The sequence below is a fragment of the Streptomyces sp. AV19 genome, assembly GCF_015999245.1.
Lineage (GTDB): Bacteria > Actinomycetota > Actinomycetes > Streptomycetales > Streptomycetaceae > Streptomyces.
Map to the genome: position 1 here is coordinate 1 of NZ_JAEAMR010000043.1, position 11,684 is coordinate 11,684.

The 11,684-nt window shown below is 62.9% G+C and carries 12 protein-coding genes; 10 read left to right on the plus strand and 2 right to left on the minus strand.

What is annotated here, in order from left to right; all coding sequences use genetic code 11:
• Nucleotides 1–166: 166 nt before the first annotated feature.
• The 4 genes from I5Q34_RS32845 to I5Q34_RS32860 all read left to right on the plus strand — a co-directional run bounded on the left by I5Q34_RS32845 (nt 167) and on the right by I5Q34_RS32860 (nt 3,041).
• Complete coding sequence (locus I5Q34_RS32845; protein ID WP_199896156.1) at nt 167–916, plus strand: transposase family protein; 750 nt, start codon at nt 167–169, stop codon at nt 914–916.
• Between the two features lie 520 nt (nt 917–1,436).
• Entirely contained in the window at nt 1,437–1,742 is a 306-nt protein-coding gene (locus I5Q34_RS32850; protein WP_199896157.1) for a hypothetical protein, read from the plus strand.
• A gap of 240 nt (nt 1,743–1,982) precedes the next feature.
• Nucleotides 1,983–2,363, plus strand: coding sequence for a WhiB family transcriptional regulator (locus I5Q34_RS32855; protein WP_199896158.1), 381 nt, complete (start codon nt 1,983–1,985; stop codon nt 2,361–2,363).
• A 198-nt stretch (nt 2,364–2,561) separates the two neighbouring features.
• The gene (locus I5Q34_RS32860; RefSeq protein ID WP_199896159.1) at nt 2,562–3,041 is read left to right on the plus strand and encodes a response regulator transcription factor; all 480 of its coding nucleotides are present in this window, start codon (nt 2,562–2,564) and stop codon (nt 3,039–3,041) included.
• Between the two features lie 97 nt (nt 3,042–3,138).
• Here I5Q34_RS32860 and I5Q34_RS32865 read toward each other — a convergent pair whose 3' ends face one another.
• On the minus strand, nt 3,139–3,801 hold the full coding sequence (locus tag I5Q34_RS32865; protein WP_199896160.1) for a response regulator transcription factor: 663 nt from the start codon (nt 3,799–3,801) through the stop codon (nt 3,139–3,141).
• A gap of 414 nt (nt 3,802–4,215) precedes the next feature.
• Between I5Q34_RS32865 and I5Q34_RS32870 the strand changes: the two genes are divergently transcribed.
• Both I5Q34_RS32870 and I5Q34_RS32875 read left to right on the plus strand, forming a co-directional pair.
• On the plus strand, nt 4,216–5,502 hold the full coding sequence (locus I5Q34_RS32870) for a sensor histidine kinase (RefSeq protein ID WP_199896161.1): 1,287 nt from the start codon (nt 4,216–4,218) through the stop codon (nt 5,500–5,502).
• Nucleotides 5,503–5,610: 108 nt separating this feature from the next.
• A complete protein-coding gene (locus I5Q34_RS32875; protein WP_199896162.1) occupies nt 5,611–6,366 on the plus strand; it encodes a response regulator transcription factor in 756 nt (251 codons plus the stop codon).
• Nucleotides 6,367–6,460: 94 nt separating this feature from the next.
• Here the strand turns inward: I5Q34_RS32875 and I5Q34_RS32880 are convergent, their stop codons facing one another.
• Nucleotides 6,461–7,468, minus strand: a complete 1,008-nt coding sequence (locus tag I5Q34_RS32880) for a M23 family metallopeptidase (protein WP_234429895.1) — start codon at nt 7,466–7,468, stop codon at nt 6,461–6,463.
• An 849-nt stretch (nt 7,469–8,317) separates the two neighbouring features.
• Here I5Q34_RS32880 and galE point away from each other — a divergent pair.
• The 4 genes from galE (at nt 8,318) to I5Q34_RS32895 (ending at nt 11,372) form a co-directional block, all read left to right on the plus strand.
• Nucleotides 8,318–9,304 carry a UDP-glucose 4-epimerase GalE gene (galE, locus tag I5Q34_RS32885; RefSeq protein ID WP_199896164.1) on the plus strand — a complete coding sequence of 329 codons (987 nt, stop codon included), beginning with the start codon at nt 8,318–8,320 and terminating at the stop codon, nt 9,302–9,304.
• Between the two features lie 187 nt (nt 9,305–9,491).
• The gene (locus tag I5Q34_RS36215; RefSeq protein ID WP_199896165.1) at nt 9,492–9,842 is read left to right on the plus strand and encodes a hypothetical protein; all 351 of its coding nucleotides are present in this window, start codon (nt 9,492–9,494) and stop codon (nt 9,840–9,842) included.
• 288 nt (nt 9,843–10,130) lie between these two features.
• Nucleotides 10,131–10,253: a hypothetical protein gene (locus tag I5Q34_RS35665; RefSeq protein ID WP_267912069.1), complete on the plus strand. Its 123-nt coding sequence runs from the start codon at nt 10,131–10,133 to the stop codon at nt 10,251–10,253.
• A 357-nt stretch (nt 10,254–10,610) separates the two neighbouring features.
• Nucleotides 10,611–11,372: a DUF3152 domain-containing protein gene (locus I5Q34_RS32895; RefSeq protein WP_234429894.1), complete on the plus strand. Its 762-nt coding sequence runs from the start codon at nt 10,611–10,613 to the stop codon at nt 11,370–11,372.
• Nucleotides 11,373–11,684: the final 312 nt, after the last annotated feature.

Genomic DNA, 11,684 nt, shown 5'->3' on the forward strand with positions numbered 1-11,684 from the left:
ATCGCCGCCACCCTCATCTGCTACCGCAGACTCACCAAATGAGATGACCTCTAAGGATCTTCAGCGTGACCACCGATGGGGTGACGGCGGCGAGCCGTAACAGACGAGGCCCTCGGACTGTTGAGCGGGATGTCTGACGTCCCAATCCAGCAGCCAGGGGGCCTCGTTGGTTGTCTATCCTTGCGCACTCGACCTGCCGCACGCCCTCGTCGAGTGGGTAACGATGCTGATCGTCACTCGCGAGGGTGACCGTCGGTGCAAACTCCGGCCTTCCCAGAGGGCCTTGGTGGCCTTGGTGTATCTGCGTGAGCACATCACCTTGGCGAAGCTCGCGGCCGGCTTCCGGATCAGCGAGGGCACTGCCCATGCGTACGTACACAGCGTGACCGAGCTATTGGCTGCCCGGGCACCGTCCCTCACTCGCGTGCTGAGAAAGGCTCGGCCGGAGTATGTCCTGGTGGACGGGACGATCGCCGAGTGCGACCGCGTCGGCGACAGGGAAGCAGACTACTCCGGGAAGGCAAGGCGGCATGGCGTGAACATCCAGGCCGTCACCGGGCCCGTCGGCGAACTCCTCTGGCTCTCGCCCGCGCTGCCGGGCCGGACCGTCGATATCACTGCGGCCCGCACCCATCGGATCATCACCATCTGTGAGCGGCTGAAGATCCCCGCCCTCGCGGACAAAGCCTACGAGGGGGCCGGCGGAACCTTCTGCACGCCCTTCAAGCGGCACTGCGGACGCGACCTCACGACCAAACAGGAAGCCGTCAACCGGGCGCATGCCCGGCTGCGGATGCCGGTCGAGCGGGCCTTCGCCCGCCTCAAGTGCTGGCGCCTGTTCCGAAAGGCACGCTGCAGTCCCAACCGCCTCACGTCAATGACCCAGGCCATCCTCACCCTCGAGCGGCAACGCTGAAGATCCTTAGTGGTGTCGTATGAGGGATACGACTGGGTCGCTGAGCAATTTGCGAACAGCGCTGACAAACCCGGAGAAAAAGGGCCTTCGGGCGTCGAGGCATGGCAGAGGCTCGATCTTTGCGTTCCCTCGCCATAAGAGGCACGAGAGAAAACCATCGACGCTTGGTGGACAACCATCGGTTTTCGGCTGTCTACCTTCGGGCAGCTCATCGACGACCCGGGGCTCCTAGGCTTGAGGCCTATGAACCGAGACACTCACCGCGTTGGCACCGTCCTGGCCGTCAGGATCCGCTGCATGCTGCCGACAGGCTGTGGTGGAAATGCAGCCCTGGCGAATACCGGCTCGGTGACACTGGCCCCGAGCGTTCTCCCCTCCCATGCGTCATCCCGGTCCGACTGTCAGAGGATCACTCTCGACCTCTTCAGCGCCAAGCCGGACATGGCGCTGACGGACACCAGCAGTGAGCCTGACGACTTCGCGAAGTGCACGGCCAGCCGACCGGCTGGGTCACCGGCCAGTGCTGCGGACCGAGAGCGCTCTGCTCGAACGGGCGCGGCTCGCCACCTGGCTTTCCGCAATCCTCGTCCTGGCCCTGGAAGGAGTCTTGCTGGTCTTTCTGCAAGTGAGTTCGGGCGTCCTTCTCGCCATCACCGCTGCGGTCGCATTGAATGAACTTGGCAAGGGCGGCTGGACGTTCGCACTGTCCGCTGCGGGATTGGTATGCGCGCTGGCCACGCAGTTCCACGCGCAGCCCTTATGTGCTCCCGTCGACACCGGCCCCGAGTACAGCCAGACCATCTCAAGCGCTTCTGCCTCGGCCTAAACCCTGTAGTTTCATGGCCGCGATGGTCGGCTGCGCGGATCCCTTCATTCCCGCATACCAGGCGCGGACGTACTGGGTGCTCCGACGCAGGGTGAGCTCCGCGCACATCCCCGCCGCCCACTGACCCGGATCCGGCCGTGACGGAAACGATCGCCGGGCCGCTTTAACTACCCCCGCAGTTCAACTGTACTAGGGCCGCCCCAAGTTCCGGCTATATCCCCTCTACATCATCTCAAGGACATGACAAGCAAGATCACCTCTTCTTCCTCGGTTGTCACGGATTCCCATTGCACCGAGCCCGCTAGCGCCTTGGGCCCACTCAGGCTTGTTCGCTGGTTCGCAGAGGCCGCCTGCACGGATGTCGACGATGAAATCTTCTTCTCCACCGGCCACAATCTCAAGAGGATCGAGTTTGCCCGGATTATCTGCGGCAGATGCCCTGTCACCGCACAGTGTCTCGAACATGCCGAAACCATGCCCGAGCGCTTCGGTATCTGGGGAGGAACCACGCCGCTCGAACGCGGCTGGGATGCCTACGGGAAGCGGATCAAGGCCAAGGCATCCTCCCACCTCATGACGGTGCAGAAAGGCGTTAGCCTGCCGGATCAGCCTGTTGTATAGGCGTCCAATAGCTGGAGCTTTACCACGGGAGTTCCGAGGTGACTATATCGGCCATGGGTGGTTGGGCATACACCTATGGATGACAAGCCCTGTACGGGCAGGAACGTAGTGTCGGAAGCAAGCCTCACTCCACTCAAGGGAGACTGGGAGTCGGCGGTCCTGGCCACTGCCCCAGAGGATTCCAGGCAAGAGAGAACCATGACAAGCGATTTCGCCGCTTCGGCCTCGGGGAATCAGGCACACTTGCTCCTCGCCGAAAACCACAGGGCCTCCCACAGCACAGTTCGCAGGACTCTGGAGCGGTATGGCTTCACTGTGACCACTGCGAACGACGGCCGAAGCACACTGGAGGCCATGTGTGAGCAGAGCCCGGACTTGATTCTCCTCGATTCCACGCTGGCCGGCCTCGATGGCATCGAGGTGTGCCGAAGGCTTCGCAAGCAGAGCCGTATCCCGATCCTGATGCTGTCTTCGTACAGCAATGCCTCCGATGTGGTGCGCAGCCTGGAGGCGGGTGCCGATGACTACGTGGACCAGCCGTGCGAGGGAAGTGTGCTCGTTGCCCGGATACGGGCGTTGCTGCGGCGTACCGGCCTCGCGCCCGACGAATTCCTGCCGCTATATGAAAGTTCCCCTGGGTGGTGTGAGAGGCCAGACTCTCCGGCTGGCCGACGGTAGCCCAAAGTTCCTGGACATCTCAACCGGAGGAATTCGCCCGCTATCCGGTCACGCTTCAGGCCGGGATCCGTGTCGGTAGAAGGTCAGCACAACCATACTACCGATCGATGCCGGTCAGTCGTGCCTCATAGGCGAGGATGGCCGCTTGAGTTCGGTTCTCCAGACCAAGTTTCGTGAGCATACGGGATACATAAGTCTTCACGCTTGTCTGTGACAGAAAGAGTTGACGAGCTATTTGAGCGTTCGTCATGCCGGAGCGGATGAGTTCCAGGACGCGCCGCTCACTCTCGCTCAGTTGCGCCAATCGCTGCTGCAGACCCGTGTCGTTCACCCAGCCGGATGGAGACGCCCGGTGGACGAGGCTGTCCAGCACCTCCGGGGACACGGCCCGGCCGCCGGCCAGCACGGTCCGCAGTGCGGAGGTGAGCTGCTGCCGGCACAAATCCTTGAGAAGGAATCCGGCCGCCCCGGCTTCGAGGGCATCCAACACCCGGTCATCAACTGCACAGTTGGTCAGCATCAGCACTTTGGGCGGCCGGATGAATCGCATGAGCTGTTCCGTCGCAGCGATACCGTCGAGTCGTGGCATCCGCACATCCATCAGCACCACATCAGGGCCGCGAGTGCGAGCCTGGGCGACGGCTTCCGCGCCGTCCGCCGCTTCTCCGATCACTTCGAAGTGCGGCTCGGATTGCAATAGAAGACATAGCGCCGACCTGATCGATTCCTGGTCGTCAACCACCAACACGGACGCGGCCATTCGACTCCCTCGTTCGTTCTGCACTGCCCTTGAGCATGATCATTGTGGATCCTAAAGCCACGCGGCAGCAAGGAGCGGCATCCCCCCTGACGTGTCACCGAAACGGGCAACGACCTTCCGTACAAAGGTTGTTGCTGGCCCATGGAGATCCATCTTTTAATGACATGCGCAGCGCACGATGTCGGCCAAAAGTTGATTGGAATACTCTCCCTGACTACCCATCAGACAAGGTAAGCTCGTCTTAGGCTGGCCTCTCGGCGATGTCAGCCGCTCCGTGTGCCGAAGGTGTGACAGCTTCGGCGCGCCCAGATCCTTGAAACTTGACCGCTGCTCGCCGTGCAGCCTCCGGTTCCCGGTCCTGTGTCCTTTTCCGAGCTGTTGTAGACCGATGTTTTGTTCAGAAAACTCTGGTATATGAACGCATTCAAGCTTCTCAGTCCGGACAGTTCAGCCGAAGGCATCCTCGGCTTTCTTCACATAACGAAGCGGCCGTCCTGGCCACGGCATCCGGTGCCTGGCCTCCCCGCCGGCTCCTCAGATTCCGGATGGGTTCACCGATTTCTGCTCCTTGCCCCGGAGGGCATGGACCGGAAGACGATGTGGGACATCGGCATCGCGTTGCTCGTCGGGTTCGCATCATGTCTGGAACTCCCCGGACTCGATGCAACCGGCCTGGTCCGTTGCTACTTCGCCGATGTGGCAATCGCCATCGTCGCTGCGGCCACGCTGCTGGTGCGCCGACACTGCCCCGAAGTCTGTCTCCTCGCAGGGCTTGCAGCCGGTTTCGCCTTTGACGAACGAATCTTGCTGTTCGCGGGGGCTTACTCAGTCGCACACTACGGAGGGAGACTGCGCTTCCCCCTGGTCGCCACCGTCGCCGTGATCTACACGACGACCCGCTGCATCATCGGCACGGCCGACGACACCTTTGCGATGCTGTGCTGCGATGTGGTCCTGGAAATCGTCTTCCCTGCCGTGTTCGGCAGCATCGTCCGCGACCAGAAGGCCCTGCGTGACCTGCTCCGGCAGCGCCTGGAGAAATCCGAGAGCGCTGTCGACAACGCGGTCCGATACGCCCTGCTGGAGGAGCGGACCCGGCTCGCCTTCGACATCCATGACCACATCGGGCACCACGCCACGTTCCTGGTGCTGCGGGCGAGTGCTCTGCAACAACTGCCCAGCCTCTGCGACGAGGCCAGGAAGGGAGCGACGGCACTGCAGGAATCCGCGCAGCGCATCATGAGCGATCTGCGGCAGATGCTGAAGGCTTTGAGGGACACCAGCACACAGCGGACCGAACTGGTCGGATCCGCCAACTGTGCGGATTTCCTCGCCGGTCTGGCCAAGAACATGTCCGCGGTCGGCATGGCCGTCGAATACGAACTGCACGGCACCGTCAAGCAATTGCCGCAGGATGTGGAGGTCCTCTTGCATCGGCTCTGCCATGAGACATTCACCAATGCCGCCAAACACGCTCCGGGCGCTCTGATCCGCGCTGATCTCTCGTTCCAGGCCGATCAGGTCACCCTGGAGGTGAGCAATGGTCCGGCAACCGGCAGCGTACTGCGCAGCTCCGGGTGCATGGGACTGGTCGGATTGCGCCGCCGCGTCGCCGAGGTCGGTGGTCAACTGACCGTCGGCCCGACACATGACGGGGGCTTCCGGGTGGCTGCCGCACTCCCGGCCGCGCTCCCCGAATAACCGCCCGGGATTTCCCGGGGCCGGACCCCGCGATCCCTGGCCGCCGCCCGAACGGCCCGTGCCCGGACAGTCCTGCCGCATCCGAGAGAACAGAGGCTAAGGAGGCCCATGCCCATTCGTGTAGCCATCGTGGATGACCAAGCCATCATTCGCGTAGGCCTGACCATGATAGTCAACTCGTCGGAGGACTTCGAAGTGGTCACAGAGGCCGGTGACGGCGCCGAGGCGTTGACCCAAGTGAGTATGCACCGACCCGACATTGTCCTGATGGACCTCAACATGCCGCGTATCAATGGAGTCGAGGCCACACGACGCCTGATGCAACTTCCCGAACCCCCGATGGTGCTGGTGCTCAGTGTCTTCGAGGGCGACTCCCAGGTGCGGACGGCCCTGGACGCCGGCGCCTGTGGCTTCTTGCTGAAGGATCTACGGCCCGAGGAACTCTTCGCAGCGCTTCACACCGTCGTGTCGGGGTGCCGAGTGATCGCTCCTGAGGCACTGACGAGTCTGGTGCGCCGGGCGGCGGATCACACACCGATCCGCGCGCACGGTGCCACCGAGAAGCTGTCCTTGCTCAGCCGGGGCGAACACCAAGTCCTCGCCATGTTGGGAGCCGGGATGACCAACGCTCAGATAGCCCGATCCCTTTACCTCTCCGGATCAAGCGTGAAGACGTATGTCTCCCGTATCCTCGCCAAGCTCGAACTGGACAACCGTACGCAGGCGGCGATCATCGCCTATGAGATGGGTATCGCCACCGCAGCCTCGCCCCGGGCCGCCGGTCACTCGGCACGGAGCAGAGTACCGTCGGTGCCCCGGCCTCGATCGTCCACCGAGTGGGCGGCACAGCGCTTGTCCGCGTGAACGAGCGGTCAATACCTGAAAACGGTGCCTGACGGCATTGAAGAGGCCCGGCGCCGCTTGAGCAGTGCCGGGCCCGTCCTTCGTCCGGTTCCCGTCAGGTGGGGCTGATTCCGTGGCTGCGCAGCCACTTCTCGGGGTCGACGAGCTTGCCTCCGACTCGTACCTCGAAGTGCAAGTGTGCTCCCGTGACATTCCCCGTGGCGCCGACGTAGCCGATGACCTGCCCGGCCCGCACGGTCCCTGAGCGGACCTCGTACTTGCTGAGGTGGCAGTACCACGTCACGATGCCGTCGGGCGAGGTGACGATGATCATGTTGCCATAAGCACGGTTGTACTTCGTCGTGACGGTTCCGCCGGTGGCGGCAATGACGTTTTCACCGTGGCCCACAGGGAAGTCGATGCCCGTGTGCCTGTGGGCCCAACGGCCGCCCGCCTGGTTGAACCGTGCGCTGAGGCCGGGCCGGGGAACCGGAAGCGCGTACTTGGTCTGGCTGCCGCCTTTACCGGATGCCGAACTGTTGGTGTTCTGAGTGGAGTTTGCGGGTGCTGCAGAGGCAGTGGATGAGTTTGGGGTGGGCTGTGGTGATACATCCGGACCGCTGTCGGCCGCCGGAGACTGAGGGGCGACGCTCGAGGTGGCGGCAGCGGGAGGTTTCGGTACGGCCTTTTTTCCACCGGACATGGCCGCTGCAGTGCTGATACCCGCGATCCCTAGGACGGCACAGGACACGGCTATGACGAGCCGCTTGTTCCGACGCCGGGAGCGGCCGGCGAACCGGCTGAGGATGGCCTTGCGCTTGGTGGTCCCGGGCAGGGCTGCGGGATCGTCAGGGGAGAGGGGCTCCGCAGCACCGGCGTCGGTGCGGGCTTCACGCTTCGACGTGCTCTCCCGAGGCCCGTACTGGGCCACGTCCCGTCCGGATGCGGCCTCTGTTTTCGTCTGGGCTTCGCCGGACTGAAGGGCCTTGATGTCGTCAGGCTGGCGGGGAGCCGCTAGCGGCCCTTTCCCGATCGAGCCCGTGTTCCACTGGCCAGTGATGTACTGGTCGACGGGAACAGGTACGGACTGTTTTGGAACCGGCGGCTTACGATCTTCCACCATCACTTCCAATTCGCCTTGATAATCTGGTAATTACCGGCGACTGTAAGACGGTTGGAGGATCTATCCTGCCGTTGAAGGGTGACTCCTGTATCCAAAGATTGATAATCGGACGGCAGATTCCCGACCGGCGCCCTCCCCATGATGGGAGGGAGCCAGTGAAGTGTCCTATCCAGGTGCTTGGTCGTGGGAGATCGCGAAACCTCTGATGCCGCCGCCCCGAGTACGGGCCGTACGTGTCCTATGTAGTGAGGCGGACTGGCCCTCGTGCGGCTGACTCCACCCCGACCCGCGGCCGGATCAAGAACCGCCGATGGGGCCGTCGACTTCGAAACCCCGAGCAGGTAGGCAGGGAACGCCAGGTCCATCCGCTGGACTGGCCCGAACACGGTTGTAGCGAACGACGTTTCACGAGGCGTGTTACCGGCCCGTCATCATAGGTTGGTCAGCGCCCTTCGGAAGTTGACAACCGGTTAATGACCCTTGTCCCAGTAATGGCTGCATGCGATGTTCCTGGTACCTTCCAGTGAAGACCACAGGTGCAGCGAGGCCGAGCAGGGTACCGCGCTTGCATGGGCCATATATAAGGACACCGTGGTACAGCGGTACCACCTCAACCCGGATCTTGGAGAGATCGATGAGTTCCGCTTTCTGAAACCATCCCGTGTGCCTGTTATAAGTGCCCGGGGAGTGTCGAGTCTTCCGTGATGTCAATCGGTCCCCGATGTTCTGTAACGGTCAGCACCGAGATCCGGAGAGCTTTGGAGAATGATGCGGAAACGTGCAACGTAGTGAAATGCGGCTGACCGGACAACTGACAACGCACTCACCCCATCACTTTGGAAAGAACTCATGACCTGGCTGATCACCGGGGGGGCCGGCTACATCGGTTCCCATGTCGTGCACGCTATGATCGAGGCTGGCGAACACGTTGTCGTCTACGACGACTTGTCGACAGGTACCGCCAACAATGTTCCGAGTTGCATACCCCTCGTGATAGGTACGGTCCTCGACACTGTTGAGCTCTCACGAACCATCAAGCATTGGGGGATCACAGGCATTGTCCACCTCGCCGGCAAGAAGCAAGTCGGTGAGTCGGTCGAGAGGCCATTGCTCTACTACCGCGAGAATGTCGAGGGTTTGCGAACCCTGCTCGACGCGGCGGTCCGTGGTGATGTGCGGCGGTTCGTCTTCTCCTCCTCAGCCTCGGTCTACGGCACTCCGGATACGAACCTGGTGACGGAGGGAACCCCTTGTGCCCCGATCAGCCCGTACGGCGAGACAAAACTGGCGGGAGAGTGGCTGGTGCGCGCCACCGGCCAGGCCCACGGCATCGCCACCGCGACTCTGCGCTACTTCAACGTGGCGGGCACGGCGAGACCGGAACTCGGCGACACCGGTATCTTCAATCTCATCCCGATGGCCTTCCAGAAACTGACAGCCGGCGAGCCGCCGCATATCTTCGGTGACGACTACCCGACGCCCGACGGCACATGCATCCGTGACTACATTCATGTTGCGGACCTGGCTGATGCCCACGTCGCGGCGGCCCGCAAACTCCGGGCGAATCGCGCCGGCGCAGATCTGACTCTCAACATCGGCCGTGGGGAAGGCGTTTCGGTCCGCGAAATGATCGAACTGGTACTGAAGATCACCGGCCAGGATCTGCCTGCTCGCGTAACCCCTCGTCGCCCTGGTGACCCTGCTCGTGTTGTCGCGTGTGCCGGACGAGCTACGGATGAGCTGGGCTGGCAGGCCAAGTATGGGGTGCGCGACATGATCGCGTCCGCTTGGGCGGCATGGCTTCTGCGGAATTCACAGGCGGTCCGTCCCCTGTGAAGATCCGTACCGAGGTGCTGGGCAAACTCGGGTTGGGCCCTCGGCATCTCCTGCCGTGCCCCTATGTCACGCGCTTCGCCTGACCTGGCTGGGCCCCGAAATCTCCCCACCGATCTCAACCACTGTACTTGCTACGGCGATTTGACAGTTTGCCGAGTCCGCATACTGCCCAGAAGGAAACCCGTCTTTGCATGCCTTCCTCCGCCTTGCTATCAAGCAGGCCGAGCGATCCCCATGCCGATTCAGAGTTGCAGCCGTCCTCGTACGAGGAAGCCGTGTCCTGACTCATGCCACCAATATTCAGCGCAACTCTCCGACCACGGACTTCCGCCATGCCACCTTCCATGCCGAAGAAGTCCTCCTACGGCGTACTCGGAGGGCACACGGCAGCGTCGTCTACGTCGCGCGCGTGGGAAAGAACGGGGCCCCTATGATGGCCCGCCCCTGCCCACGCTGCCAGAAGGTCCTGGTCTCCTGCGGTATCACTGTCGCCCACTACACCACAGAGGATGGCCCTCGGACCCTCCACATGGCCTGAGGCTGGGCCTGAGCACGACTGCTGAGCAAACTCCCGCGGCATACCGGCAAGCCGTCCTCACCATGAGGCTCGGCTTGTTCTCCGGCATGCACAAGGTCCTCCTGTTGTTGGGCCTCGACACCGTCCTTGCCCTTCGGGTTCCCCAACCCGGCTCCGCCGGACTCGTGAACGCATGCACCTCATCGGCGCAGTCGCGGCCACCACCGGATTGGCCTTCGAGCGACACTCGACGCGCCCGTCATCGTTCGCCGCGAGTCTCGGCTGCACAGCAGTCAGCAAACACCTTCTTTGCTCGCCCGCGAGAGCCTGCACCTCCTGCACGCCCAAGGCCTCATCCTCGTGGAGGAGCACTACGACACCCCGCTGCCGCGCCGCGTTCTCCACCGCCCCGGCCGCTCCGGCGACCGATGACCCTTGGAGAGGATTCGGAGGCGGTGGCCTGGTAGGGGAGGGGCTCACCCGGAGAATGAGACCGTGCGAAGTACACCGCATCGACAGCCGTCCGGCCGAAGGTCAGCAGTTGGACCAGCGGGAACAATCGTGCCCTCTCAGCGAGCGCCACTGCGGTCAACCAACGGCGGATGTTCCGCATACCCATGGGCGACAAGCAGCGGTATCGATGATTTGTAGCCTTGCCAGCAGACCCAGGCCAACGACAGCGAAGAGACGGAGAAGACGACTTTGGCCAATCGACGTTCCCAGGACAACAGCTGTGCCCGGGGACGCAGAAGGCGTCGAGGCCGTCGCAAACATCGCGGGAAGCAGCCCTTGCTCGTCCGGATAGCTGCGTTCTTGCTGTTCTTCGGACTCCTGCTGATGCTCTCCGTGGCCGGCGGGGCGTCGATCGCGATCTGGCAGAACGACAAGGCCCGCCAGGCCAAGCAGCAGAAGAAGAACTCCGACGCGCTCCGGTCGGCACCGCAGAAGTCGGTCAAGCCGTCGCAGAGTCCCAGCACGGCCACAGTGCCGTCGTCCGGTCCGGGCACCTTCACCACAGCCCACGCATCCGGCCGGATCATCGGCAAGAAAGGTCAACTGCGGCTCTACAAAGTGCAGGTGGAGGACGGAACACATCTCTCCGCAGAGCATGTCGCCGCCGAGATCCAGAAGATTCTCACGGATCCGCGCAGTTGGGCCGCACATGGCCAGGGGCGTTTCCAGCCGGTTTCCGGCAGAGCCGATATCACCATCAAGATTGCCACTCCGCACACCACCGACAAACTGTGCGCCCCTGCCAGCGACACCGGAGGCGAACTGAGTTGCAAGGTGGCCGACGATGTCATCGTCAACCTCAAACGCTGGGTGACCGGTTCACCGGAGTATGACGGGCTACCCGGCGAATACCGGCACTTGATCATCAACCAGGAGGTCGGATACTTGATCGGCTACCACATGCACATGTACTGCCCCGGCCCGGGACGTCTCGCTCCGGTGATGATGCAGCAGATCAAGGGGTTGCACGGCTGCAAGTCGAATGCCTGGCCGTACACTCGTGACGGGGACTTCATCACAGGCCCCTTGGGGCCCTGATGACGAAGCCGCCCGGGATCGGGGGTACGTCTTCGGGCCTGATCACTCCTGGCCCTGACCTCCGGATCGCTGACGCCTGGTCACTTCGGAAGGCATTCGATCCCTCGGCTCCACGGGGCTCGTGGACTCGCCGACGCATAATGCTGCCCAGCTCGGTGGCGGAGGCCAGGAGCTGAAGGATGGCTGCTCAGCGTACGACATCACCGAACGCGCCGACGCCCGTGGGGCGGGCACCAGTCCACCCCACGGCAGCGGGGTGAGCTGCCCCGACTTTCGTAGCGGCCGGGTTGTGTGTTTTCAGGCGATGTTCGG